A 23,816-nucleotide genomic window follows, 5' to 3' on the forward strand; every position below is an offset into this window, starting at 1 on the left:
CGCATGCTCCTGTGGATCAACGGCCCCTTCGGGGGCGGCAAGACACAGACCGCACACGAGATACGGCGCCGCCTGCCGGGCAGCGTCGTCTGCGACCCCGAGCAGCCCGGCTTCGGCCTCCACCGCATGCTGCCGCGTGAACTGCGCGGCGACTTCCAGGACCTGAAGGCCTGGCGGCAGGGGGTCGTGGAGGTCCTCGACCTCACCCTGACCCGGCGCGAGGGCGTGGTGATCGCACCGATGACCGTCACCGACCCCGGCCACTTCGCCGAGACCGTGGGACGGCTGCGCGAACTGGGCCACGACGTACGGCACTTCACGCTGCTCGCCGAGCGGGAGACGGTGCTGCGGCGGCTGCGGGAGCGAGGGCTCGGGCATCTGGCCGGCGGCGGCCTGCGGCGGGAGAGCTGGGCGGTCGAGCGGCTCGACCACTGTCTGGAGCGGCTCGCCGGGCCCGAGTTCGCCGAGCATCTGTGGACCGACCACAGCACCGTGCCGAAGACGGCCGACCGGATCGCCGTCCTCGCCGGCCTCACCCTGCGCCCCAACCGCGAGGGCCGGCTGCGCACCCGGCTCCGCCAGGCGGCCGTGGGCGTCCGGCACATCCGCCTGGGCTGACCCGTCCGCCCGGAGCGGCCATCCGTCCGGACCGGGCAGGGCCTACCGGAGGATGCCCTCCAGGAAGTCGCTGCCGAGGCGGGCCACGACCGTCACGTCGAGCTGGTGCAGGACGTACCGGCCGCGGCGGCGGGTGGTGATCAGGCCGGCCTTCTTCAGCACCCCCAGGTGCCGGGATATCTCCGGCGCGGTCATGCCGTGCGCCTGCGCCAGCTCGCTGGTGGTGTACGCGCTGCGGGCGAGGTTGCGGCACATGCGCATCCGCACCGGGTGGGACAGCGCGGTCATCCGCAGGGCGAGCTGCCCGACCGTCGGCGGGGCGGCCAGCTCGGGGGAGCCGGCCGGGTAGTGCAGCACGGGCTGCCAGCCGTGCCGGTGCAGCACCATCAGATGGGGCCAGCCGAGGCTGGTGGGGACCAGCAGCAGCCCGCCGTCACCGGTCGCGGTGCGGCCCTCGCCCAGCTTGTCGACGGTGATCCGGCCCGCCGCCTCGTCCAGCGTCACGGCGGAGGACACCGACGCCAGCGCCTCGCTCAGCCCCTTGTGCCGCAGCAGGTCCGTCTTGAGGCGGGCGTCCGCGGCGAGCTGGTGCCGCAGCCGGGACCACGCCTCCGCGAAGAACGCCTCGTCGCAGTCCTGGAGGAACTGCCGCAGCCACGCCCTGGTGCGCGGCGGGTCGGCCAGCAGCCGCTCGGTGAACAGCAGCTGCCGCGGCCCCCGCGCCGCGGCCAGCTCCAGCGAGCGGCGGCGCAGCCCCTCGTCGGAGAGCGGGCCGCGCCCCGGCACGTCGTAGGGGAGCGCGCAGGTGAACTCCAGGGCGCCGTCCACGAACTGCTCGTCCGAGAGCTTGTCCAGCAGGTCCAGCTCCTCGGCGAGCGTGCCGCCGGGCAGCGCCGTGCGGCCCGGCACCCCGGCGCAGGCCAGGAACAGGTCGGAGAACGTCGTCCGCCACAGGAAGTCCGCCTCGCACATGCGGTCCGCGAGATGCGGGTCCAGCCGTGCGGTCACCGCCGTCACCCAGGCCTGGAGACCGGGGTGGTGGGCCGGCTCGGACAGCGCGTGCAGCGCCATGCCCAGCTCGGCCAGCGGCGAGATCACCACGGCGATCCGCTCCGGCCGCAGCCCGGTGATGTCGATGTGCACGCCCATGCCCCTATGGTGCACCCGGCCACCGACACCGGGTCCCCGATCGACGGCCGTCAACCGGGGCCCCGGTGAGCGCTACGCGCCGGTCAGCCGGCGGGCGAAGTCCGCGGCCGCCCCGCGGACGTCGTCGGCCGTCCACTCCAGGGCGGCGGCGCGGACGTAGACCTCGGTGAAGGCCAGACCGGGCCCCTTCGGGTCCCAGTGGTTCGCGAACAGCATCGTGCCGGTCTCCTCACCGGCCCGGATCGCCGTCTCCGCCGCGAACTCCGCCTCGTACGGCAGCCACACCTGGAAGTCGTGGGTGTGCGGCACCTCGGGGTGCACCCGGAACCAGGGCAGCCCCCCTGCCGCCAGGCCCTCGCGCAGGGCGGCGGCCACCACGCGCGCGTGGCGGACGTACTCCGGCAGCCGGGGCAGCTCCCGGTCGAGCCCGATCAGCGCGGACAGGGCGGTCGGGAACTGCTGGAACACCGCGCCCCCGTACCGGTGCCGCCAGGTCTTCGCCTCCTCGACCAGCGAGGCGGGTCCGGCGAGGGCCGCGCCGCCGAAGGCGTCGAGGGACTTGTAGAACGACACGTAGACGCTGTCCGCGAGGCCCACGATCTCCTCCAGCGGCTTTTCGAAGTGCTCGGTGCACTCCCACAGCCGCGCCCCGTCGAAGTGGACGACCGCGTCGCGTTCCCGCGCGGCCTCCGCCACCTCGGTCAGCTCGTCCCAGGTGGGCAGCACGAACCCGGCGTCACGGAGGGGCAGTTCCAGCATCAGCGCCCCGAAGGGCTCCTCGAAGTCGCGGACCTCCTCGGCGGTGGGCAGCCGCGGCTCGTTCGCGAACCGCACCGGGCGCAGGCCGCTGACCTGGCTGAACGCGTTCCGCTCGTGCACCTCGGGGTGGCTGAGCGGGTGCAGCGCCACCACCGGGTTCCCGGTGCGGCCGGCCCAGCAGCGCAGGGCCACCTGCTGCGCCATCGTGCCGGTCGGGAAGAACGCCGCCGCCTCCGTGCCGAGCAGCCCGGCCACCCGCCGCTCCAGGGCCTCCACGACCCCGTTGCCGTAGAGGTCCGCGGTCTCGTCGAGGTCGTAGGCGTCGCCCGCCGCCTCCAGCAGGGTCAGCCGCTCCCGGAGCGGGGCGAGGAAGCCGAGGCGCGCCAGCACCCGCGGGGCGTTGCGCCAGGCCGCGATGCGCCGTTCACGCGGTGTGGGCGCGGCAGCCTCCTCCGTCCGCGGTTCCGTGCCGTCGTGGTCCGCCGTGTCAGTCATGCCCGCGATCATCCCGCGCCCCCTCCCCGCGGTCACCCCGATTACGTACGCGGGCGAGGGTCGACGCGTCCACGGAAACCCACAGCCTGTGGACAACCGGTCGCCGCCGGAACCGATCGCGTTAACATGACGAGAAATCGTCCGGTACCCCGAGCGGACTGGAACGGGAAGGCCGCCGTCGCGTGAACACAACCCCACAGCCCGATCCCCGGGACCGCCCCGCGCGGCTCACCGTCGGCGTCGTCGGCGCCGGACGCGTGGGCCCCGCCCTCGCCGCGTCCCTCCAGCTGGCCGGGCACCGCCCGGTGGCCGTCTCCGCCGTCTCGGACGCATCCCGCAGGCGCGCCGAGGAAATGCTGCCGGACGTGCCGGTGGTGCCGCCCGCGGAGGTGCTGGAGCGGTCCGAGCTGGTGCTGCTGACCGTCCCCGACGACGCCCTGCCCGAGCTGGTCACCGGACTCGCCGAGACCGGCGCGGTGCGCCCCGGCCAGCTCCTCGTGCACACCTCCGGCCGCTACGGCGCGAAGGTCCTCGACCCCGCCCTGCGCGTGGGCGCGCTGCCGCTCGCCCTGCACCCGGCGATGACGTTCACCGGCACCCCCGTGGACGTGCAGCGGCTCGCCGGCTGCTCCTTCGGCGTCACCGCGCCCGAGGAGCTGCGGCTGGCCGCCGAGGCCCTGGTCATCGAAATGGGCGGCGAGCCCGAGTGGATCGCCGAGGAGAACCGCCCGCTCTACCACGCCGCCCTCGCCCTGGGCGCCAACCACCTGGTCACCCTGGTGGCCCAGTCCCTGGAGCTGCTGCGCACCGCGGGCGTCGGCGCCCCCGACCGGATGCTCGGCCCGCTGCTCGGCGCCGCCCTCGACAACGCCCTGCGCTCCGGTGACGCGGCCCTCACCGGGCCGGTCGCCCGCGGCGACGCCGGCACGGTCGCGGCCCACGTCGCCGAGCTGCACCGGCACGCCCCGGGGACCGTCGCCGGGTACCTGGCCATGGCCCGCGCCACCGCCGACCGCGCCCTCGCCCACGGGCTGCTGAAGCCGGAGCTCGCCGAGGCCCTCCTCGGGGTGCTCGCCGGCCCGGCCGACGGCGCCGGCGGCCCCGGCAGCGCCCCGGGGGACACCCCATGAGCGGTACCGTCGGCGCCCCTCACGCCCACCCCACCCGTACGCCCCCGCGCGCGTCCCGGAACGGAGCCGCCCGATGACCGCCACCCTGCTGCGCACCGCCGCCGACCTGCACGCCCGCGCGCGTACCGGCCGCCGCGCCGTCGTGATGACCATGGGCGCGCTGCACGAGGGCCACGCCACGCTGATCCGCACCGCCCGGAAGATCGCCGGGCCCGAGGGCGAGGTCGTCGTCACCGTCTTCGTCAACCCGCTGCAGTTCGGCGCGGGCGAGGACCTGGACCGCTATCCGCGCACCCTGGACGCCGACGTCGAGCTGGCCGGGAGGTCCGGCGCCGACGCCGTGTTCGCCCCGTCCGTCGACGAGGTATACCCGGGCGGCGAGCCCCAGGTCCGGATCAGCGCCGGACCCATGGGCGAGCGGCTGGAGGGCGCCGCCCGCCCCGGCCACTTCGACGGCATGCTCACCGTCGTGGCGAAGCTGCTGCACCTCACCCGCCCCGACGTCGCCCTCTACGGGCACAAGGACGCCCAGCAGCTCGCCCTGATCCGGCGCATGGTGCGCGACCTGAACTTCGGGGTGGAGATCGTCGGCGTGCCCACCGTCCGCGAGGAGGACGGGCTCGCCCTGTCCAGCCGCAACCGCTACCTGTCGCCCGCCGAGCGGCGCACCGCGCTCGCCCTGTCGCAGGCGCTGTTCGCGGGCCGCGACCGGCACGCCGCGCAGGAGGCGCTGCGCGCCCGCGCCCGCGAGGTGCCCGCCACCCGCGCGCGTGCCGAGGCGCTCAGCGCGATCGGCGAGTCCCGCGCCGCCGCCGACGCGCACGCCGTCGCCACCACCGCCGGCGGCCCCGCCGCGGTCCGCGCCGCCGCCCGGCTGGTGCTGGACGAGGCCGCCCGCCTCGACCCGCCGCTCCGGCTGGACTACCTGGCGCTGGTGGACCCCTTGGACTTCACCGAGATCGGCGACGGCTTCACCGGCGAGGCCGTGCTCGCGGTCGCCGCGCGCGTGGGCGCCACCCGGCTGATCGACAACATCCCCCTGACCTTCGGACCGTTCGGAGACGCCTCGTGACCACTACAGGCATACGGCTGCACGCCCCCGCCCCGGGGTGGTCCATCGACGCGGACGTCGTGGTCGTCGGCTCCGGCGTCGCCGGGCTCACCGCCGCCCTCCGCTGCGAGGCCGCGGGACTCACCACCGTGGTGGTCACCAAGGCGCGCCTCGACGACGGTTCGACCCGCTGGGCGCAGGGCGGCATCGCCGCGGCCCTCGGCGAGGGCGACACCCCCGAGCAGCACTTCGAGGACACCCTGGTCGCCGGCGCGGGCCTGTGCGACGAGGAGGCGGTGCGCATCCTGGTCACCGAGGGCCCCGACGCCGTACGGCGGCTCATCGCGACCGGCGCGCAGTTCGACGAGTCCGCCGACGGCGTCCTGGAGCTCACCCGCGAGGGCGGCCACCACCGCCGCCGCATCGCCCACGCGGGCGGCGACGCCACCGGCGCGGAGATTTCCCGCGCCCTGGTCGAGGCGGTCCGCGCGCGAGGGCTCCGCACGATCGAGAACGCGCTCGTGCTGGACCTGCTCACCGACGCCGAGGGTCGCACCGCCGGCGTCACCCTGCACGTCATGGGCGAGGGCCAGCACGACGGCGTGGGCGCGGTGCACGCGCCCGCCGTGGTGCTCGCCACCGGCGGCATGGGCCAGGTGTTCTCCGCGACCACCAACCCGGCCGTCTCCACCGGCGACGGCGTCGCCCTCGCGCTGCGCGCGGGCGCCGAGGTGAGCGACCTGGAGTTCGTCCAGTTCCACCCCACGGTGCTGTTCCTCGGCCCGGACGCGGAGGGCCAGCAGCCGCTGGTCTCCGAGGCGGTGCGCGGCGAGGGCGCCCACCTGGTGGACGCCGACGGGGTGCGCTTCATGCTCGGGCAGCACGAGCTGGCCGAGCTGGCGCCCCGGGACATCGTCGCCAAGGGCATCATGCGCCGCATGCGGGAGAACGACGCCGAGCACATGTATCTCGACGCCCGCCACTTCGGCGCCGAGATGTGGGAGCGCCGCTTCCCGACGATCCTGGCCGCCTGCCGCGCCCACGGCATCGACCCGGTGACCCGGCCCGTGCCGGTCGCCCCGGCCGCCCACTACGCCTCCGGCGGCGTCCGCACCGACTCCCACGGCCGCACCACGGTGCCCGGCCTGTACGCGTGCGGGGAGGTCGCCTGCACCGGCGTGCACGGCGCCAACCGGCTCGCGTCCAACTCACTCCTCGAGGGCCTCGTCTACGCCGAGCGCATCGCCGCCGACATCGCCTCCACCGGCCTCCACGCGCGCGTGCCGCAGCCGCTGCCCACGGCGGAGCGCCCCGCGCACCCGTTGCTCCCGCCGGAGGCCCGTTTCACCATCCAGCGGACCATGAGCCGGGGAGCGGGCGTGCTGCGCTCCGAGGCGTCCCTCGCCGAGGCCGCCGACCGCCTGGACCGGCTGCACGCCGACGCGCGCGACGCCCTCGACGAGAACGGCAAGACCGCCGAGCCGGGCGTCGACACCTGGGAGGCCACCAACCTGCTGTGCGTCGCCCGCGTCCTGGTGGCCGCGGCACGGCGGCGCGAGGAGACCCGCGGCTGCCACTGGCGCGAGGACCGTCCCGAGCGCGACGACACGGCGTGGCGCCGCCACATCGTCGTACGGCTGAATCCCGACCGATCGCTGGCGGTGCGCACCACCGACACCACAGACTTCCCCCCGACCCTCACCCAGGCCCAGGAGCAGTGACAGCAGTGACCACCCCCGACCTTCCCCTCGTCTCCTCCGGCGGCTGTGGCGACGGCTGCGCCTGCGGCGCCGGCGAGGAGGACGCCTACCTGGAGTGCGGGCTCGACCCCGCGCTCGCCCAGCTCCTGGCCGACGCGGGGCTCGACCCCGTCGAGGTCGAGGACATCGCCAACGTGGCCCTCCAGGAGGACCTGGCGCACGGCGAGGACGTCACCACGGTCGCGACCATCCCCGAGGACGCCGTCGCCACCGCCGACTTCACCGCCCGGGAGGCGGGCACGGTGGCCGGCCTCCGGGTCGCCGAGGCGGTCATGTCGATCGTCTGCACCGAGGAGTTCGAGGTCGAGCGGCACGTGGAGGACGGCGACCGCGTGGAGGCCGGCCAGGTGCTCCTGTCCGTCACCACCCGCACCCGCGACATCCTCACCGCCGAGCGCAGCGCGCTGAACCTGCTGTGCCGGCTGTCCGGCATCGCGACCGCCACGCGCGCGTGGGCGGACGCGCTGGAGGGCACCAAGGCGAAGGTGCGGGACACCCGCAAGACCACGCCGGGGCTGCGCGGCCTGGAGAAGTTCGCCGTCCGCTGCGGCGGCGGCGTCAACCACCGCATGTCCCTGTCGGACGCGGCGCTGGTCAAGGACAACCACGTGGTGGCCGCGGGCGGCGTCGCGCAGGCGTTCAAGGCCGTCCGCGAGCGCTTCCCCGACGTCCCGATCGAGGTCGAGGTCGACACCCTGCACCAGCTCCGCGAGGTGCTGGACGCGGGCGCCGACCTGATCCTGCTGGACAACTTCACGCCCGGCGAGTGCGAGGAGGCGGTGGCCCTCGTCGACGGCCGCGCGGCGCTGGAGGCGTCGGGCCGCCTCACGCTGGCCAACGCCAGGACGTACGCCGACACGGGCGTCGACTACCTCGCCGTGGGCGCCCTCACCCACTCCTCGCCGATCCTCGACATCGGCCTCGACCTGCGCGCCGCGGAGTAGGACCGGCCATGCTGCTGACCATCGACGTGGGCAACACGCACACCGTTCTCGGCCTGTTCGACGGCGAGGAGATCGTCGAGCACTGGCGCATCTCCACGGACGCACGGCGCACGGCGGACGAGCTGGCCGTGCTCCTCCAGGGCCTGATGGGCATGCACCCGCTGCTGGGCGAGGAGCTGGGCGACGGCATCGACGGCATCGCCATCTGCGCGACGGTCCCGTCCGTGCTGCACGAGCTGCGCGAGGTCACCCGCCGCTACTACGGCGACGTGCCCGCGGTCCTCGTGGAGCCGGGCGTCAAGACGGGCGTGCCGATCCAGTTCGACAACCCCAAGGAGGTCGGCGCCGACCGCATCATCAACGCGGTCGCGGCCAACGAGCTGTACGGCGGCCCGGCGATCGTCGTCGACTTCGGGACGGCGACCACGTTCGACGCGGTCTCCGCACGCGGCGAGTACGTCGGCGGGGTCATCGCGCCCGGCATCGAGATCTCGGTCGAGGCGCTCGGCGTCAAGGCCGCCCAGCTCCGCAAGATCGAGGTGGCCCGGCCCCGCACGGTCATCGGCAAGAACACGGTCGCGGCGATGCAGTCCGGCATCGTCTACGGCTTCGCCGGCCAGGTCGACGGCGTGGTCAACCGCATGGCCAGGGAGCTGGCGGACGACCCGGACGACGTCACGGTCATCGCCACGGGCGGCCTGGCCCCCATGGTCCTGGGCGAAGCGACGGTCATCGACGAACACGAACCCTGGCTGACCCTGATCGGCCTCCGGCTGGTCTACGAGCGGAACGTGTCCCGCATGTAACACCCGCTCTCCCGGCGAGCGCGCCCGCCCACGCCCCGGCCACCCGGGTGGTGGGCGCGCCACACTGGCGATCTTTGGGTGGATTTGTCTGATTAGCGCGTATCGTCGCAGCATGCCCACGCCCTACGGATCCCGCGGCGGCCTGGCGTTCGGTGCGGAGGAGCTGCGTGTGCTCCGCCGTGCCCTCGCCCTCGCCCTGCACCCCAGCCCGGCCACGGCCGACGACGTCCAGGACTGCCTGCGCCTCGCCGCGTCCCTCGACGAGGCGACGCGCGAGAGCGCCCGGCTGCGCGCCTTCCTGGTGGCCGACCTCGGCCGCTACCGCGCCGCACTCCCCGGCACCGCCGCCGGCTATCTCGCGCTCCTGGAGGAGGCGCTGGGCGCCGGATACCGGCCCCAGCCGGACGACCTGGCCGCCCTGCGCGCCCTGCGAGGCAACCCCACCGCAGCCGCCCTGCTGCGGCACTGCGAGCGCGTCCGTCTGACCGCCCTGCCCGGGGGCCTGGCCGCCGCGGGGCAGGAGCAGGAGCGGGAGGAGCCGCGGAAGAAGCCCGAGGAGCGGCCCTCGACGCCGCACCCGGCGCCGAACCCGAGCCCCGCACCCGCCCCCGGCACCCCCCGCCCGACCCGGCGGCCCGTGCCCACGCCCGGCGAGGTCTTCCCCCGGCGCAAACCCGCCACGCCCCCGCCGGGCCAGCACCTGGCCGCCGGCTGACCCGTCCCCCTGGCTACCCTGGACGCATGGACTACGTCTCCGCGCTCCTGCCCCCGGTCGTCATGGCCGTCCTCTTCGCCGGCGTGATCCGCGTCATCGTGAAGACGCAGGGCGGCGCCAACAAGACCAAGGAGGACGCCGCCGTCGACGCGGCCCTCGCGCGGGCGGAAGGCTCGCCCGCCGGCAAGACCGACGCCTGACCGGGACCGCACCGGCCCCACAGGGGCGTACGACTCACCGTCGTACGCCCCTTTTGTCATGGTCCGCGAGGTATCAGGCCCGTCCGGCACGCCGTCGCCGGGATCTCCCACTATTGTTCTGAGTTGTGCCTCGCCCATTGGGAGAACTCGAAGACGCGGTCATGACGCGGGTCTGGAAGTGGAACCGCCCGGTGACCGTTCGAGAAGTCCTGGAAGATCTCCAGAAGGAACGGTCCATCGCGTACACCACGGTGATGACCGTTTTGGACAATCTCCATCAGAAGGGCTGGGTGCGACGCGAGTCCGAAGGACGCGCCTATCGATATGAGGCCGTCTCCACTCGCGCCGCCTACGCCGCGGCCCTCATGAACGAGGCGTGGTCGCAGAGCGACAACGCCGCCGCGGCTCTCGTCGCGTTCTTCGGCATGATGAGCGAGGAACAGCGGCACGCTCTCCAGGACGCCATGCGGATCGTCCAGCTCCCGGAAACCCCTGACGGCGACGACGGCAACGCCGGTACTCCCGGCGACGAGAACCCCGCCTCTCCCGACGGGCCCGGCGGGCGATAGCGTCCGTCCATGTCAGCAGACAGCCCCGAAGTCTCCGCGAATGCCCTCACCGTGCGGCGGGCCCGCACCAGCGATGTGCCGGCCGTACGCCGCCTCCTCGACGTCTACGTCCGCGAGGGCATCCTGCTCGACAAAGCCACGGTGACGCTTTACGAGGACATCCAGGAGTTCTGGGTGGCGGAACGGGACGACAACGCGGAGGTCGTCGGCTGCGGCGCCCTGCACGTGATGTGGGAAGACCTCGCGGAAGTGCGCACTCTCGCCGTGAAGCCGGGCCTCAAGGGCGCCGGCGTGGGCCACCGCCTGCTGGAGAAGTTGCTGCAGACGGCCCGCTGGCTCGGTGTTCGGCGCGTTTTCTGCCTGACCTTCGAAGTGGACTTCTTCGGCAAGCACGGCTTCGTGGAGATCGGTGAGACGCCCGTCGACCGCGATGTGTACGCCGAGTTGCTGCGCTCCTATGACGAGGGTGTCGCGGAGTTCCTGGGTCTCGAACGCGTGAAACCGAACACCTTGGGCAACAGCCGGATGCTTCTGCATCTGTGATCTGTGCCAGGGCAACTATGCGGGTGCCCTATGTCCGAAACGCGCATGTTTCCGGGGTGTGCGCGGGCCCCTGTCCTCTGCCGGGGGTTTGTGTTTTTACGGCAAAAGCGGTTTGCTTTCCGAGGTACTGCAGTACTGCATATAACAAGGGGCGGCGATACGGCGGACGCCGGCTCACCCCGGCCCTCAAGTTATCGATGAAAGGAAATCCGGTGGCACAGAAGGTTCAGGTCCTTCTTGTCGACGACCTCGACGGCGGCGAGGCGGACGAGACCGTGACGTTCGCGTTGGACGGCAAGACCTACGAGATCGATCTCACCACCGCCAACGCGGAGAAGCTCCGCGGCCTTCTCGACCCTTACGTGAAGGGCGGTCGTCGCACCGGGGGCCGCGCTTCGGGCGGGCGCGGAAAGACGCGTTCCTCCGCGGGCGGCAGCCAGGACACCGCGGCCATCCGCGCCTGGGCCAAGGAGAACGGCTACGAGGTGAACGACCGCGGCCGCGTCCCCGCGTCCATCCGCGAGGCCTACGAGAAGGCCAACGGCTGACCCACGCCGTGCACGGCGGCGCCCGCACCGGAGCGCCGCAGGCGTACGCGGTGGACCTGCGTCGCCACGGTGTTCACCAGCCGCACGAGGTTCGGGGGGCCGTCACCGACCCCTCGCGGGCTCCTCGTGCCCATCGCCGACAACGTCGGCAGCGAGGCCTCCGCCTCGCGACCCGGCTCGGGGGGCCGCAGCCAAACGGCGGCCCCCTGCGGACTGTCCGGGCGCCCGTCGCCGGGACGCCCCGCGGCCGGGTGCCCGCGCGGTGCGTCCGGCCCGGCACCGGCGGTCCACGGGGCGGGGGCGTCCATCAGGCGGCCCTCGCCGAGCGCCCGCAGGTCGAGGCCCAGCCCGCCCCACTCCAGCCACTCCAGCAGGCCCGGCAGCTCGTCGGCGCCGCCGGCGGCGATCAGCAGCCGCATCCGGTCCTCCTGGAGGGCCACCGGGAAGCCCCTCGCGGCCCCGCCCAGCCGCTCCAGCGCCGCGCCACCCGCCTCCGCGGGCACGTCCAGGACGTCGAAGCGCACGCCCACCACCAGGCGCGGGGGAACACCGGGCACCGTGGGCCATCCCAGGACGTTCTCGTACCAGAGGCGCGTCCGGACGCCGTGACGCCCCTCGTCTCCCTCGCGGGCGGGCGGGTCCGGCCGGCGGGGCGACGGGAGGGCGGCGGAGCGGATACCGGCCATGCCCGGGGCAACGGTCGACGGGCCCTCGGGTTACGCTGGGTGTCTGAACGTATGCGCACGGTGTCGAACAAGGGGGCGCTCGGGGGTGAAGCGGGGCGCAAGGTTGTTCGCCCGTAGCGGAGGGAACCCGTGCACTCGGCATGGACGGTCCGTCGCAGCGGGTAAGACATCCCTAGTGGGAGGGGGCGACACGCAGGACGGGACGGCTCCCGTTCGCCACGGGCGTACTGGCGATGGGGGTAACTGCCTGGCCTGCGGGAACATCGTCTCGCACCATCGGGTTGGAGCAGATGTCGGCGTGAGCGGGGTCAGGAGGCCATCGACGGTGTCGGCAGTTGGAATGAGCGGTCCCCGCTTGCGGGACTAAGCTGCGGAAGGACAGGGAGGGGAAGTTCCCCCCACTGCCTGACCGCTCTGAGGAGCGATTAACGATGTTCGAGAGGTTCACCGACCGCGCGCGGCGGGTTGTCGTCCTGGCTCAGGAAGAAGCCCGGATGCTCAACCACAACTACATCGGCACCGAGCACATCCTCCTGGGCCTGATCCACGAGGGTGAGGGTGTCGCCGCCAAGGCCCTTGAGAGCCTCGGGATTTCGCTCGAGGCGGTCCGCCAGCAGGTGGAGGAGATCATCGGGCAGGGCCAGCAGGCCCCGTCGGGTCACATCCCCTTCACCCCCCGTGCCAAGAAGGTCCTGGAGCTGTCGCTCCGCGAGGCCCTTCAGCTGGGCCACAACTACATCGGCACGGAGCACATCCTGCTCGGCCTGATCCGTGAGGGCGAGGGCGTCGCCGCCCAGGTCCTGGTCAAGCTGGGCGCTGATCTGAACCGCGTGCGGCAGCAGGTGATCCAGCTGCTCTCCGGTTACCAGGGCAAGGAGACCGCCGCCGCCGGCGGGCCTGCCGAGGGCACCCCCTCGACGTCCCTGGTCCTCGACCAGTTCGGCCGGAACCTCACCCAGGCCGCTCGTGAGTCCAAGCTCGACCCGGTCATCGGGCGCGAGAAGGAGATCGAGCGGGTCATGCAGGTGCTGTCCCGCCGTACCAAGAACAACCCGGTGCTGATCGGTGAGCCCGGCGTCGGCAAGACCGCCGTCGTCGAGGGCCTCGCCCAGGCGATCGTCAAGGGCGAGGTGCCCGAGACCCTCAAGGACAAGCACCTCTACACCCTGGACCTCGGCGCCCTGGTGGCCGGCTCCCGCTACCGCGGTGACTTCGAGGAGCGCCTGAAGAAGGTGCTCAAGGAGATCCGCACCCGCGGCGACATCATCCTGTTCATCGACGAGCTGCACACGCTGGTCGGTGCGGGCGCCGCCGAGGGCGCGATCGACGCGGCGAGCATCCTCAAGCCGATGCTGGCCCGCGGCGAGCTCCAGACCATCGGTGCGACCACGCTGGACGAGTACCGCAAGCACCTGGAGAAGGACGCGGCCCTCGAGCGCCGCTTCCAGCCCATCCAGGTCGCCGAGCCGTCCCTGCCGCACACGATCGAGATCCTCAAGGGTCTGCGCGACCGCTACGAGGCGCACCACCGCGTCTCCATCACGGACGAGGCCCTGGTCCAGGCCGCCACCCTGGCCGACCGCTACATCTCGGACCGCTTCCTGCCGGACAAGGCCATCGACCTGATCGACGAGGCCGGTTCCCGGATGCGCATCCGCCGGATGACCGCGCCGCCGGACCTGCGCGAGTTCGACGAGAAGATCGCCGGCGTCCGCCGCGACAAGGAGTCCGCGATCGACTCGCAGGACTTCGAGAAGGCCGCCTCGCTGCGCGACAAGGAGAAGCAGCTCCTGGCCGCCAAGGCGAAGCGGGAGAAGGAGTGGAAGGCCGGCGACATGGACGTCGTCGCCGAGGTCGACGGCGAGCTGATCGCCGAGGTCCTCGCGACCGCCACCGGCATCCCGGTCTTCAAGCTGACCGAGGAGGAGTCCAGCCGCCTGCTCCGCATGGAGGAGGAGCTGCACAAGCGGGTCATCGGCCAGGACGACGCCGTCAAGGCGCTGTCCAAGGCGATCCGCCGTACCCGCGCCGGTCTGAAGGACCCGAAGCGTCCGGGTGGCTCGTTCATCTTCGCCGGCCCGTCCGGTGTCGGTAAGACGGAGCTGTCCAAGGCGCTCGCGGAGTTCCTCTTCGGCGACGAGGACGCGCTGATCTCCCTCGACATGTCGGAGTTCAGCGAGAAGCACACGGTGTCGCGTCTCTTCGGTTCGCCCCCCGGTTACGTGGGCTACGAGGAGGGCGGCCAGCTGACGGAGAAGGTGCGCCGCAAGCCGTTCTCGGTCGTCCTCTTCGACGAGGTCGAGAAGGCCCACCCGGACATCTTCAACTCGCTGCTGCAGATCCTGGAGGACGGTCGCCTGACCGACTCCCAGGGCCGGGTCGTGGACTTCAAGAACACGGTCATCATCATGACGACCAACCTCGGCACCCGGGACATCTCCAAGGGCTTCAACCTGGGCTTCGCCGCCGCGGGTGACACGAAGACCAACTACGAGCGCATGAAGAACAAGGTCTCGGACGAGCTCAAGCAGCACTTCCGGCCCGAGTTCCTCAACCGCGTCGACGACGTGGTCGTCTTCCCGCAGCTGACCCAGGGCGACATCCTGCGGATCGTCGACCTGATGATCGACAAGGTGGACGAGCGTCTGAAGGACCGGGACATGGGCATCGAGCTCTCCCAGTCCGCCAAGGAGCTGCTGTCCAAGAAGGGCTACGACCCCGTTCTGGGCGCCCGGCCGCTGCGCCGGACCATCCAGCGGGAGATCGAGGACTCGCTGTCGGAGAAGATCCTCTTCGGCGAGCTGCGTCCCGGTCACATCGTGGTCGTGGACACCGAGGGCGAGGGCGAGAACCAGACCTTCACCTTCCGTGGCGAGGAGAAGTCGGCCCTGCCCGACGTCCCGCCGATCGAGCAGGCGGCCGGCGGCGCCGGTCCGAACCTGAGCAAGGACGCGTAAGCGCCCTGCCTCACGGCCTGTGAAAGGGGCCGGCACCCGCGAGGGTGCCGGCCCTTTTCGTGTGCCCGGGGTCTGCTCCCCCCGGGGGCGGTCAGGACAGCTGGCCGCCGTAGTCCGGGAGCTTGAAGGTGCGCTCGGCGTGGCCGCCGGAGAGGTCGGTGGCGCTGTTGCCGATGTTGGCGATGATCGTGTAGCCCTTGCGCTCGATGTCGACGCGCTGGGCGGTCTTGTACTCGGCGACGTTCTTGAAGAGGTCCAGGAAGCCGCGGACGTACAGGCCGGAGGACTCGTAGCCGGCGTGGTCGAGGTTCCACTCAGTGGGCGCGTGGATGATGCCGGGGCGGGCGGTGACGAAGAACAGGTCCACGCCGCGTTCCTCGGCGTACCGGGCGACCTCCAGGACCGGCTTGTTGGCGGGCTGCGGGAAGCTGAAGCCGAAGTCGGTCTCCAGGGCGGTGTTGTCGATGTCGAGGACGATCGCCGGCTTCTCGCCCGGCCGGGCGTCGGCGATGCGCTGCTTCACATAGGGCAGGGCCTGGTCCATGACGGCCCGGCAGTCGCGCTGCCAGGTGTCGTAATCGACGTCCGCCGCGAGGGCGGCCGGGGCGGTGGCCGGGAGGGCGGCGGTGGCCGTCGTGGGCGCCGCGGCGGCGGGCGTGGCCTCGGCCGGTGCGGCGAGGGCCACCAGGGCGGTCGCGGAGACGGCGGTCACCGATACGCGGCGCAGCCAGGGGCGTCGGCTTCTCATGTCGTGGGGGTCCTCTCACGTCCGTGACGCTGCCAACATGTCGTGTGCATGCTCGTGTGCGAGGGTGACGCGAGGTGAACCGTAGGGTTACCGGGCGGTAGGCGGCCAGAGGCCTGCGCCACATTTCTGCGCCCGCTTTTTCACTCCGCCGGTGATGTGCCGCACAGGAGCTGCGTCACGTACGGCCCGGAATAGTAGAGAGACGTCGAAACCGCATCGGACATTCCGGGCGATAGTGCAAGCGAACGGCTTGAAATGGGGCTTTCGGCCCTTGTGAGCCGGATCTCAGACGGTGCTCATCTCAGTCATTACCTACGAATTCCGGTCGTAGGTCACACCTTTGCGGCCTTTCGGGCGAAAGGGTTACCACTGAATGGCCACCGCGCCGCGGGTCCCGCGAGCCGGTGGTTCTCCTCTGTCCCCTCCCCCCGTGAGGTTTTGATGTTCGAGCGCGTCACGTCCCGTTTCCCCCGCACGTCCGCCTCCCGTACCCGTGCGGCCGTCCTGGCCGCCGGCCTGGGCACCTCGGTCGTCCTGGGGGCCGGGGTCGCGGTCGCCGTCGACAACACGGCCGCCTCCGGTGCGGCCGGCGCCGTGCAGGCGCAGGCGACCGCCCAGTCCAAGGTCGCCGAGGCGCAGGCGAAGGCCGTCGAGGCGCAGGCCGCCAAGGCGCAGAAGGCCGCCGAGGCGAAGAAGGCGGCCGCCGCCAAGGCCGCGCAGGCGAAGAAGGCCGCCAAGGCCGCCGCCAAGAAGAAGGCCGCCTCCTGGATCGACCCGGTGGAGTCCTACAAGCTGTCGGCGAGCTTCGCGCAGAACGGCGGCATGTGGGCACACAAGCACTCCGGCCAGGACTACGCCGTCCCGACCGGCACCCCGGTCGTCGCCGCCCACGGCGGCACGGTCGTGAAGGCCGGCGGCAACGGCGCCGGCGACGGCCCGGCGTACGGCAACGCCGTCGTGATCAAGCACGGGAACAAGACGTACTCCCAGTACGCCCACTTGTCGTCCGTCAACGTGAAGGTCGGCCAGGTCGTCAAGACCGGCCAGAAGATCGCCCTGTCCGGCAACACCGGCAACTCCAGCGGTCCGCACCTGCACTTCGAGATCCGCAGCACCCCGAACTACGGCTCCGCCGTGGACCCGGTGAAGTTCCTGCGCGGCAAGGGTGTGACGGTCTGACCCGCGGGGAGCGGGCCGGAGCGCCTAGTCCCCGGCGGAGCGCCGGTGGGCCTGGGTGATCAGATCGATGGCGACCTCGAGAACGGCCTCGCGCCGCTTCCCGGGGTCGCTCTCGACTTCCTGGAGGACGTGCATCCCGGCGTGCAGGGTGAACAGGGCGCTGACGCAGCGCACCTGGTCGACCAGGTCGGCGTCGGGGTCGATGAGGATGTCCCGCAGCCCGAGCATCTTCGTCTTGAACATGTCGCCGATGCGCAGCTCGCGGATCGTCGCCTGGTTCTCCTGCATGAAGCGGAAGAGCGGGGCGGCCTCCATCAGCGCCGCGCTGTAGCGGCGGATGATCTCCTGCTTGGTCTCCAGCGAGTGCGGCTGCCGGCGCCCCCACTCGATCAGTTCCTCGATCGGCCGGGAGAGGTCCTCGAAGATGGAGACGAGGATCTCTTCCTTGGTCTTGAAGTGGTAGTAGAGCGCCGCCTTGGTGACGTCCAGCCGCTCGGCGATCTCGCGCAGCGAGGTCTTCTCGTAGCCCTGCTCGGCGAAGAGTCCGAGCGCCACGTCCTGGATGCGCTGGCGGGTGTCCCCGCGGCGCCGCTGCTTGGTGCCGTCCATGGTGCCGCCCATCTTTCCCCTCGGACCCTCTTGACGAAAACTTACTTGACGCCCGGCTAGTTGCGCGACTAGCTTCCCGTCGTAGTCAACTAGCCGGGCGGCAAGTAAGTAAAGCGGGCCACCCAGGGTGGCCGGGGGAGTGGGATCCATGACGGACACAGTGGCGGCGGGGGCCGCACCGACGGACGGCGCGAAACAGCCGCGAAGCGTGCGGGTGGTGCTGCTCGCCCTCATGATCGCGATGATGCTCGCGATGCTCGACAACATGATCATCGGCACCGCGATGCCGACGATCGTGGGCGAGCTGGGCGGCCTGGAGCACCTCTCCTGGGTGGTCACGGCGTACACGCTGGCCACCGCGGCCTCCACCCCGGTGTGGGGCAAGGTCGGCGACATGTACGGGCGCAAGGGCTCGTTCATCGCCTCCATCGTGATCTTCCTGATCGGCTCCGCGCTCAGCGGCATGGCGCAGGACATGGGGCAGCTCATCGCCTTCCGCGCGGTGCAGGGTCTCGGCGCGGGCGGTCTGATGGTCGGCGTCATGGCGATCATCGGCGACCTCATCCCGCCCCGGGAGCGCGGGAAGTACCAGGGCATGATGGCCGCCGTGATGGCCCTGGCGATGATCGGCGGGCCGCTGGTCGGCGGCACCATCACCGACAACTGGGGCTGGCGCTGGGCCTTCTACATCAACCTGCCGCTCGGCGTGGTCGCCCTGGCCGCGGTCGGCGCGGTGCTGCACCTGCCGAGGAAGCGGTCGCAGGCGGGCATCGACTATCTCGGGGTGGCGCTGCTGACCGTCGGCATCACCGCGATCGTCCTGGTCACCACCTGGGGCGGCACCGAGTACGCCTGGACCTCCACGCGGATCATGGAGCTGATCGCCCTCGGTGTCGCGTCCCTGGTCGGCTTCGTGTTCTGGCAGACCCGGGCCGCCGAGCCGGTGGTGCCGCTGCACATCTTCCGCAGCCTCAACTTCACGCTGATGTCCGTCATCGGCTTCATCGTGGGCTTCGTGATGTTCGGCGCGACGCTCTTCCTGCCGCTGTACCAGCAGTCCGTGCAGGGCGCCTCGGCCACCAACTCCGGCCTGCTGCTCCTGCCGATGCTCGGCGCGATGCTGGTCACCTCGATGGTCGCGGGCCGGGTGACCACGAACACCGGCCGCTACAAGGTCTTCCCGGTGGTCGGCAGCGCCCTGCTGGTCCTCGGGCTGTATCTGCTGTCCACGATGGACACCGGGACCTCCCGCCTCACCTCAGGCGTCTTCATGGCCGTGGTCGGCCTCGGCATGGGCTGCCTGATGCAGATCACCATGCTCGTCGCGCAGAACAGCGTGGAGCTGAAGGACATGGGCGTGGCGTCCTCCACGACCACCCTGTTCCGCACCCTCGGCTCGTCCTTCGGCGTCGCGGTCATGGGCGCGCTGTTCAACCACCGCGTCCAGGACGTCATGGCGGAACGGGCGGGCGCGCTGGGCTCCAAGGTGACCGAGCAGTCCGCCCAGCTCGACGCGGCGAGCCTGGCGAAGCTCCCGGAGGCGGCCCGCGAGGCGTACCAGCACGCGGTCTCCTCGGGCACGCACGGGGCGTTCCTGCTGGGCGCGGCCGTCGCCGTGCTGTCGCTGGCGGCGGCGGTCTTCGTCAAGGAGGTCCCGCTGAAGGGCGCGGGCCCGCAGCGGGAGGACGCCCCCGCGCCGGCGCCCGAGACGGTCTGAGGGGCACGGGGCTTCCGGGGCGGTGACGTGCCCCGGAAGCCCGCTCACTGCCCCAGCACCGGATAGCTCCCCGTGTTCGTCGGGGCGTGTTCCGGCAGCCACAGGACGGCGGCGGCGCCCTCGGGGGGCGTGTCGTCCGGTGCGCCCGCCGGGCGGACGTTGCGGAAGGTCAGCCGGGCGCCCAGCACGCGGGCCTGGCCGGCCGCGATGGTGAGGCCCAGGCCGTGACCCCGGCCCGCCCGGTCCGCGCTGCCGGTGCGGAAGCGGCTCGGTCCCTCGGCGAGCAGGTCCTCAGGGAAGCCGGGCCCGTGGTCGCGGACCCGGACCACCCGGCCCTCCACGGTGACCTCGATGGGCGGGGCCCCGTGCCGGGCCGCGTTGGCGAGCAGGTTGAACAGCACCCGTTCCAGGCGCCGCGGGTCGGTGGTGACCTCCGACTCGTGCGTCACCCGCACGATCACGGCGGGGTCCTTCGCCGCGACCCGGCGGGCGACGAACTCGCCGAGCAGGATGTCCTGCAGTTCGGCCCGTTCGGAGGCGCTGTCGAGCCGGGCGACCTCGAGGACGTCCTCGACGAGGGTGCGCATCGCCCGGGCCCGGTCCTGCACCAGCTCCGTGGGCCGGCCCGGGGGCAGCAGCTCCGCCGCGGTGAGCAGGCCGGTCACCGGGGTGCGCAGCTCGTGGGCGATGTCGGCGGTCACCCGGCGCTCGGCCTCCAGCCGCTGCCGCAGCGCGTCCGCCATGGCGTCCACCGCGCTGGCCAGGTCGTCGGTCTCGTCCCGCATCACCCCGCCGATGGCCTCCCGCACCCGTACGTCCGTCTCGCCCCCCGCGACCCGGTTGGCCGCCGTGGCCGCCTTGCGCAGCCGCCGTGACAGGTGCCCGCCGATCAGCACGCCGAGCGCGCAGCCGCCGAGCACGGTCGCGAGGGAACCGATCCACAGGGCCTGGTCGAGGTCCTTGAGGATGTCCGAGCTGCGGTCGGTGAAGCCGGAGTGCAGCGACATCACGTGCCCGTTCTTCAGCGGCACCGCCGCCCAGATGTCCGGCGCGCCGCCCCGGTCGGCGACGTAGGTGGCGCGGCGGCCCTCCTCGACCTTGGCGCGCAGCTCCGCGGGCAGCTGCGGGTCGTCGATCTTCGTGTTGGGGAAGTTCAGCCGCCCGGACAGCTCGTAGTTGCGCTGGGCGATCATGATGCGCTCGTCGGCCAGGTCGCGCGCGTTGTCCAGCATCGACACCCGGGCCGCGTTGTGCACGACCAGACTGAGCGCGACCGCCACCAGCGCGCCGACCAGCGCGATGGCCGCGCTGAGCTTCCATCTCAGGCCCGCGCCGATGCCGGCCCGCCGTACGAACGCCGTCACCAGGCGCCGGAAGTGTCCGCGCATCCGCCCGCTCAGGCCTTCAGCTTGTAGCCGAAGCCGCGGACCGTCTCGATCCGGTCCTGGCCGATCTTGGCGCGCAGCCGCTGCACATGGACGTCGACCACCCGGGTGTCCCCGCCCCAGCCGTACTCCCAGACCCGCTCCAGCAGTTTGTCGCGGGTGAGGACGGTGCCCGGCGCCGCGGAGAACTCCAGCAGCAGACGCATCTCGGTCGGGGTGAGCGCGACCGGCCGGCCGGCCTTGCGCACCTCCATGCCCTCGGTGTCGATCTCCAGCTCCCCGAAGGCCAGCACGGGCCCGCGGTCCGCGTCGTCCTGCCCCGCGCCCGCGCCGCCCGCCCGCTCGAAGCGGCGCAGCACCGCGCGGATCCGGGCGACCAGGACGGCGCCGTCGAACGGCTTGGTCACGTAGTCGTCGGCGCCCGCCTCCAGGCCCAGCACCACGTCGATGGCGTCGGCCCGCGCCGACAGCATGATCACCGGCACGGTCGACTCGTCCCGTATCCGCCGGCACAGGCTGACGCCGTCGAGACCGGGCACCATGACGTCGAGGAGCGCGATGTCCGGCCGGTCGGCGCGGAACGCCTCCAGACCCGACAGCCCGTCGGGCTTCGCGGTGACCGCGAAGCCGTCCCGCTCCAGCGTGAGCTGGGTGGCCTCACGGATGACGTCGTCGTCCTCGACGAACAGGACATGGGTCTGCTCTGCCATCCCGCTGCTCTCAGTTCTCGTGTGGTCCCGTACCGGGTGTGCCCCCGCACCCGCCGGTTCTTCTCGTCTGTGCCCACCCCACGGGACGCACCGGCCGCGCGACGGGTTCACCCCTTCATCGTCCGCAGGCCAGTCGGCGGTTCCCGCTGTGAGCCGTGTCTCAGCCTTCTTCCGGCGCCGGTGTCGGCACCGCGCCGGCCACCGGCCCGTACTCGTTGTGGGTGCGGTACTTCTCGGCGAACCGCCCCGAGATCCAGCGGTACGTGATCACGACCTCGCCGGACGGGCTCGACACCGGGTCGCCGCGGTCGTAGACCTGCTTGGTCACCACCAGGTCCCCGCGGTCCATCTCGGCGTAGACCGGCGGCTCCTCCGCGCTGAACACGTTGATGTAGCCGTCGCCCTGGGGCCGGTACACGTACGCGCCGATGCCGACGGCGTCACCGCAGGTCAGCACGTTGACGACGACGTCGTCGCGGGCCTCTCCGGTGAGGTTGCCGTAGCTGACGTCCACCGGGTACTCGTCGGCGACGCAGGGCTTCAGCTCCCGCTTCACCTCGGCCGAGACGGCAGGGTCCCCCTTGATCAGCCGCACCGCGTCGACCCGGTCCGGCGTCGGCGTCGGCGCGGTCGCGGGGGAGGCCGGGCCGGCCCCGCCGTCCACGCGCGCCGGGCCCTCGTCCCGGGCGCCGGTGCCGCTCGCGCCGCATCCGCCCGCGAACAGCACGGCGGCGGCGAGCACGGCCGTCGCCGTGCTCGCCGTCCGGGCGGTGGACCGGGCCCGTACGGGCCCCGCGCCGGTCAGGCCGCGCAACGCTCCCGCTCCTCACGCTCCAGCGCGCGTGCGTCCGACTCGCGGGACTCCAGCTCCTCGCGAAGCCGTGCCAGCGCTCGGTGCAGCGTGCTCTTGACCGTTCCGGCCGACATGCCGAGTGCGGCGGCCGTCTCGTCCGTGGACATCTGCTCCCAGTGTCGCAGCACCACGACGCTGCGCTGCTTCGGGGCGAGGACCTTCAGCACGTCCATCAGCAGGGCGCGGTCCGCGTACTGCTCGGTGGCGTCCTCCACACGGGACTCGGGGAGCTGCTCGGTGGGCACCTCCTCCAGCTTGCGCGCCCGCCACCACTCCGTCCGCGTGTTGATCATGACGCGGCGCAGATAGGCGTCGGCCAGCCGCTTGTCCTCGATGGTCTCCCAGCGGCGGTACGTGCGCACCAGCGCGGTCTGCAGCAGGTCCTGCGCCTCGACGGGGTCCGGGACCAGGCGCCGGGCGCTGCGCAGCAGCGCGTCCTGCCGGGTGCGGACGTACTCCTCGAACTCGAGCACCTCGCCCTGCGCCATGGTGTACCGCCTTCCGGTCCCCGTTCCGGCCCGCCCCCGCGGGCCGGCCGTACCGCTCGTGATCCGTCTCGTCGTGCTCAGGTCGAGCACGCGACCGAAACTACGGAGGCGTTGTCACGGCACTGTGCGGAGCACCCTGCGGGCAGCCCTCGGGTGCCCGTCGGTTGTGTAACGGAGGGACGAACGGGACGAAGCGGCGAGGCGTTCGGGACGACCCTGGCTCAGCTCAGCGGCAGCCGGTACAGGCCGCCCGGCATCGGCTCCACCAGACCGTCGGACACCAGGCCGTCCAGCGCCCGGGCGCGCTGCACCGGCTCGTGCCACACCCGGTCCAGCGCCGCCTGCGGCACCGGCCCGTGCGCCTCGCGCAGCACCGCCAGCAGCCGGCCGCGGACCTGCCGGTCGGTGCCCGCGTACGTCTGCCCGCGGCGCGGCGGACCCTCGTGCGCAGGCTTGCCGGCGAGCCGCCAGGCGCACTGCGCGGCGATCGGGCAGCGGTGGCACGCCTCGTTCTTCGCCGTGCACACCAGCGCGCCCAGCTCCATGGAGGCGGCGGCCCACCGGGCGGCCGTGGCCGCGTCCTCCGGCAGCAGCGCGCGGGCGAGCCGGCGCTCGGCGGCGGTGGTGGCGTTCGGCGGGTACTGCGTGCCGCTGACCGCGCGCGCGAACACCCGGCGGACGTTGGTGTCGAGCACCGCGTGCCGCTGTCCGTAGGCGAACGACGCCACGGCCGCGGCGGTGTACTCGCCGATGCCGGGCAGCGCGAGGAGCTGGGCGTGGTCCGAGGGGACGTCGCCGCCGTGCCGTTCCGTTATGGCCACGGCGGCTCCGTGCAGCCGCAGGGCGCGGCGCGGGTAGCCGAGCCGGCCCCAGGCGCGGACGGCCTCGCCGGGCGCCTCGGCGGCGAGGTCGGCGGGGCGCGGCCATCGGGCCATCCACTGTTCGTAGACGGGCAGCACCCGGTTGACCGGGGTCTGCTGGAGCATGAACTCACTGACCATCACCCCCCACGCGCCGGCCTCCGGGCGCCGCCACGGAAGGTCCCGGGCGTGCTCGTCGAACCAGTCGATGACGGGGGAGTGCAGCGGCTCACCGGGAGCACGCTCGGACACGGAATCGGCGGCGGTGCCGTACGGAGGCTTCGTGGGAGCAGTCATGACCCGTCGATCCTGCCACGCCGGGCCCCGAGGACGGCCG

Annotated in this window: 24 protein-coding genes; 14 read left to right on the plus strand and 10 right to left on the minus strand. The window is 72.5% G+C overall.

Going from position 1 to position 23,816, the window contains the following annotated elements:
• Positions 1–3: 3 nt before the first annotated feature.
• Entirely contained in the window at positions 4–618 is a 615-nt protein-coding gene (locus ACP7TJ_RS17940; RefSeq protein WP_167741131.1) for an AAA family ATPase, read from the plus strand.
• A 42-nt stretch (positions 619–660) separates the two neighbouring features.
• Here the strand turns inward: ACP7TJ_RS17940 and ACP7TJ_RS17945 are convergent, their stop codons facing one another.
• A complete protein-coding gene (locus ACP7TJ_RS17945) occupies positions 661–1,767 on the minus strand; it encodes a DUF5937 family protein (protein WP_167741130.1) in 1,107 nt (368 codons plus the stop codon).
• Positions 1,768–1,839: 72 nt separating this feature from the next.
• Positions 1,840–3,033, minus strand: a complete 1,194-nt coding sequence (locus ACP7TJ_RS17950; protein WP_370163990.1) for a threonine aldolase family protein — start codon at positions 3,031–3,033, stop codon at positions 1,840–1,842.
• 170 nt (positions 3,034–3,203) lie between these two features.
• Between ACP7TJ_RS17950 and ACP7TJ_RS17955 the strand changes: the two genes are divergently transcribed.
• The 10 genes from ACP7TJ_RS17955 (at position 3,204) to ACP7TJ_RS18000 (ending at position 11,287) form a co-directional block, all read left to right on the plus strand.
• Complete coding sequence (locus ACP7TJ_RS17955; protein WP_167741128.1) at positions 3,204–4,151, plus strand: Rossmann-like and DUF2520 domain-containing protein; 948 nt, start codon at positions 3,204–3,206, stop codon at positions 4,149–4,151.
• Positions 4,152–4,224: 73 nt separating this feature from the next.
• Positions 4,225–5,223: a pantoate--beta-alanine ligase gene (panC, locus tag ACP7TJ_RS17960; RefSeq protein ID WP_367559964.1), complete on the plus strand. Its 999-nt coding sequence runs from the start codon at positions 4,225–4,227 to the stop codon at positions 5,221–5,223.
• Positions 5,220–6,923, plus strand: coding sequence for an L-aspartate oxidase (locus ACP7TJ_RS17965; RefSeq protein ID WP_189912633.1), 1,704 nt, complete (start codon positions 5,220–5,222; stop codon positions 6,921–6,923). The genes panC and ACP7TJ_RS17965 overlap by 4 nt, the downstream gene beginning before the upstream one ends.
• A gap of 5 nt (positions 6,924–6,928) precedes the next feature.
• A complete protein-coding gene (gene nadC / locus ACP7TJ_RS17970) occupies positions 6,929–7,906 on the plus strand; it encodes a carboxylating nicotinate-nucleotide diphosphorylase (RefSeq protein ID WP_093764598.1) in 978 nt (325 codons plus the stop codon).
• 8 nt (positions 7,907–7,914) lie between these two features.
• The gene (locus ACP7TJ_RS17975; protein ID WP_019526711.1) at positions 7,915–8,712 is read left to right on the plus strand and encodes a type III pantothenate kinase; all 798 of its coding nucleotides are present in this window, start codon (positions 7,915–7,917) and stop codon (positions 8,710–8,712) included.
• Between the two features lie 112 nt (positions 8,713–8,824).
• Positions 8,825–9,427 (plus strand): hypothetical protein, encoded by a 603-nt coding sequence (locus ACP7TJ_RS17980; RefSeq protein WP_167741125.1) that lies wholly within the window; start codon positions 8,825–8,827, stop codon positions 9,425–9,427.
• Positions 9,428–9,453: 26 nt separating this feature from the next.
• Positions 9,454–9,627 (plus strand): hypothetical protein, encoded by a 174-nt coding sequence (locus tag ACP7TJ_RS17985; protein WP_189912634.1) that lies wholly within the window; start codon positions 9,454–9,456, stop codon positions 9,625–9,627.
• A gap of 161 nt (positions 9,628–9,788) precedes the next feature.
• Complete coding sequence (locus ACP7TJ_RS17990) at positions 9,789–10,196, plus strand: BlaI/MecI/CopY family transcriptional regulator (RefSeq protein WP_093764602.1); 408 nt, start codon at positions 9,789–9,791, stop codon at positions 10,194–10,196.
• A 9-nt stretch (positions 10,197–10,205) separates the two neighbouring features.
• Complete coding sequence (locus ACP7TJ_RS17995) at positions 10,206–10,739, plus strand: amino-acid N-acetyltransferase (protein ID WP_167741123.1); 534 nt, start codon at positions 10,206–10,208, stop codon at positions 10,737–10,739.
• Positions 10,740–10,951: 212 nt separating this feature from the next.
• Positions 10,952–11,287, plus strand: coding sequence for a histone-like nucleoid-structuring protein Lsr2 (locus tag ACP7TJ_RS18000; protein WP_093764604.1), 336 nt, complete (start codon positions 10,952–10,954; stop codon positions 11,285–11,287).
• On the opposite strand, the gene ACP7TJ_RS18005 is transcribed toward ACP7TJ_RS18000, so the two are convergent.
• A complete protein-coding gene (locus ACP7TJ_RS18005; protein ID WP_367544445.1) occupies positions 11,266–11,973 on the minus strand; it encodes an SCO3374 family protein in 708 nt (235 codons plus the stop codon). The genes ACP7TJ_RS18000 and ACP7TJ_RS18005 overlap by 22 nt on opposite strands.
• Positions 11,974–12,404: 431 nt before the next feature.
• Here ACP7TJ_RS18005 and ACP7TJ_RS18010 point away from each other — a divergent pair, with 431 nt between their 5' ends.
• Positions 12,405–14,930: an ATP-dependent Clp protease ATP-binding subunit gene (locus ACP7TJ_RS18010; RefSeq protein ID WP_093764606.1), complete on the plus strand. Its 2,526-nt coding sequence runs from the start codon at positions 12,405–12,407 to the stop codon at positions 14,928–14,930.
• Between the two features lie 91 nt (positions 14,931–15,021).
• Here the strand turns inward: ACP7TJ_RS18010 and ACP7TJ_RS18015 are convergent, their stop codons facing one another.
• Positions 15,022–15,678: an HAD family acid phosphatase gene (locus ACP7TJ_RS18015; protein WP_370164006.1), complete on the minus strand. Its 657-nt coding sequence runs from the start codon at positions 15,676–15,678 to the stop codon at positions 15,022–15,024.
• A gap of 441 nt (positions 15,679–16,119) precedes the next feature.
• Here ACP7TJ_RS18015 and ACP7TJ_RS18020 point away from each other — a divergent pair, with 441 nt between their 5' ends.
• On the plus strand, positions 16,120–16,857 hold the full coding sequence (locus ACP7TJ_RS18020; RefSeq protein ID WP_427763856.1) for a M23 family metallopeptidase: 738 nt from the start codon (positions 16,120–16,122) through the stop codon (positions 16,855–16,857).
• A gap of 24 nt (positions 16,858–16,881) precedes the next feature.
• Here the strand turns inward: ACP7TJ_RS18020 and ACP7TJ_RS18025 are convergent, their stop codons facing one another.
• Positions 16,882–17,478 (minus strand): TetR/AcrR family transcriptional regulator, encoded by a 597-nt coding sequence (locus ACP7TJ_RS18025; protein WP_176710664.1) that lies wholly within the window; start codon positions 17,476–17,478, stop codon positions 16,882–16,884.
• 136 nt (positions 17,479–17,614) lie between these two features.
• On the opposite strand from ACP7TJ_RS18025, the gene ACP7TJ_RS18030 reads away from it, so the two are divergent.
• Entirely contained in the window at positions 17,615–19,183 is a 1,569-nt protein-coding gene (locus ACP7TJ_RS18030) for an MDR family MFS transporter (RefSeq protein WP_367473882.1), read from the plus strand.
• A gap of 44 nt (positions 19,184–19,227) precedes the next feature.
• On the opposite strand, the gene cseC is transcribed toward ACP7TJ_RS18030, so the two are convergent.
• The 5 genes from cseC to ACP7TJ_RS18055 form a co-directional block, all read right to left on the minus strand.
• Positions 19,228–20,571 carry a two-component system sensor histidine kinase CseC gene (cseC, locus tag ACP7TJ_RS18035; RefSeq protein WP_167741119.1) on the minus strand — a complete coding sequence of 448 codons (1,344 nt, stop codon included), beginning with the start codon at positions 20,569–20,571 and terminating at the stop codon, positions 19,228–19,230.
• A gap of 8 nt (positions 20,572–20,579) precedes the next feature.
• Positions 20,580–21,278: a two-component system response regulator CseB gene (gene cseB / locus ACP7TJ_RS18040; RefSeq protein WP_093764611.1), complete on the minus strand. Its 699-nt coding sequence runs from the start codon at positions 21,276–21,278 to the stop codon at positions 20,580–20,582.
• Positions 21,279–21,438: 160 nt separating this feature from the next.
• Positions 21,439–22,092 (minus strand): hypothetical protein, encoded by a 654-nt coding sequence (locus ACP7TJ_RS18045; protein ID WP_427763862.1) that lies wholly within the window; start codon positions 22,090–22,092, stop codon positions 21,439–21,441.
• The gene (locus ACP7TJ_RS18050; RefSeq protein WP_093764612.1) at positions 22,080–22,619 is read right to left on the minus strand and encodes a SigE family RNA polymerase sigma factor; all 540 of its coding nucleotides are present in this window, start codon (positions 22,617–22,619) and stop codon (positions 22,080–22,082) included. The genes ACP7TJ_RS18045 and ACP7TJ_RS18050 overlap by 13 nt, the downstream gene beginning before the upstream one ends.
• Before the next feature lie 221 nt (positions 22,620–22,840).
• The gene (locus tag ACP7TJ_RS18055; protein ID WP_093764613.1) at positions 22,841–23,776 is read right to left on the minus strand and encodes an A/G-specific adenine glycosylase; all 936 of its coding nucleotides are present in this window, start codon (positions 23,774–23,776) and stop codon (positions 22,841–22,843) included.
• Positions 23,777–23,816 lie beyond the last annotated feature (40 nt).

Source organism: Streptomyces sp. DSM 41931 (assembly GCF_050271085.1).
GTDB classification, from domain to species: Bacteria; Actinomycetota; Actinomycetes; order Streptomycetales; family Streptomycetaceae; genus Streptomyces; species Streptomyces albogriseolus.

Coding starts and splice junctions, on each gene's coding strand:
- ACP7TJ_RS17940 (WP_167741131.1), top strand. CDS start 4: ATGCTCCTGTGGATCAACGGCCCCTTCGGGGGCGGCAAGACACAGACC.
- ACP7TJ_RS17980 (WP_167741125.1), top strand. CDS start 8,825: ATGCCCACGCCCTACGGATCCCGCGGCGGCCTGGCGTTCGGTGCGGAG.
- ACP7TJ_RS18030 (WP_367473882.1), top strand. CDS start 17,615: ATGACGGACACAGTGGCGGCGGGGGCCGCACCGACGGACGGCGCGAAA.
- ACP7TJ_RS18005 (WP_367544445.1), bottom strand. CDS start 11,973: ATGGCCGGTATCCGCTCCGCCGCCCTCCCGTCGCCCCGCCGGCCGGAC.
- ACP7TJ_RS18050 (WP_093764612.1), bottom strand. CDS start 22,619: ATGGCGCAGGGCGAGGTGCTCGAGTTCGAGGAGTACGTCCGCACCCGG.
- ACP7TJ_RS17945 (WP_167741130.1), bottom strand. CDS start 1,767: ATGGGCGTGCACATCGACATCACCGGGCTGCGGCCGGAGCGGATCGCC.
- panC (WP_367559964.1), top strand. CDS start 4,225: ATGACCGCCACCCTGCTGCGCACCGCCGCCGACCTGCACGCCCGCGCG.
- ACP7TJ_RS17990 (WP_093764602.1), top strand. CDS start 9,789: ATGACGCGGGTCTGGAAGTGGAACCGCCCGGTGACCGTTCGAGAAGTC.
- ACP7TJ_RS18010 (WP_093764606.1), top strand. CDS start 12,405: ATGTTCGAGAGGTTCACCGACCGCGCGCGGCGGGTTGTCGTCCTGGCT.
- ACP7TJ_RS17985 (WP_189912634.1), top strand. CDS start 9,454: ATGGACTACGTCTCCGCGCTCCTGCCCCCGGTCGTCATGGCCGTCCTC.
- ACP7TJ_RS18055 (WP_093764613.1), bottom strand. CDS start 23,776: ATGACTGCTCCCACGAAGCCTCCGTACGGCACCGCCGCCGATTCCGTG.
- ACP7TJ_RS18025 (WP_176710664.1), bottom strand. CDS start 17,478: ATGGGCGGCACCATGGACGGCACCAAGCAGCGGCGCCGCGGGGACACC.
- cseC (WP_167741119.1), bottom strand. CDS start 20,571: ATGCGCGGACACTTCCGGCGCCTGGTGACGGCGTTCGTACGGCGGGCC.
- ACP7TJ_RS18020 (WP_427763856.1), top strand. CDS start 16,120: ATGTTCGAGCGCGTCACGTCCCGTTTCCCCCGCACGTCCGCCTCCCGT.
- ACP7TJ_RS17995 (WP_167741123.1), top strand. CDS start 10,206: ATGTCAGCAGACAGCCCCGAAGTCTCCGCGAATGCCCTCACCGTGCGG.
- ACP7TJ_RS17975 (WP_019526711.1), top strand. CDS start 7,915: ATGCTGCTGACCATCGACGTGGGCAACACGCACACCGTTCTCGGCCTG.
- ACP7TJ_RS18015 (WP_370164006.1), bottom strand. CDS start 15,678: ATGAGAAGCCGACGCCCCTGGCTGCGCCGCGTATCGGTGACCGCCGTC.
- ACP7TJ_RS17950 (WP_370163990.1), bottom strand. CDS start 3,033: ATGATCGCGGGCATGACTGACACGGCGGACCACGACGGCACGGAACCG.
- cseB (WP_093764611.1), bottom strand. CDS start 21,278: ATGGCAGAGCAGACCCATGTCCTGTTCGTCGAGGACGACGACGTCATC.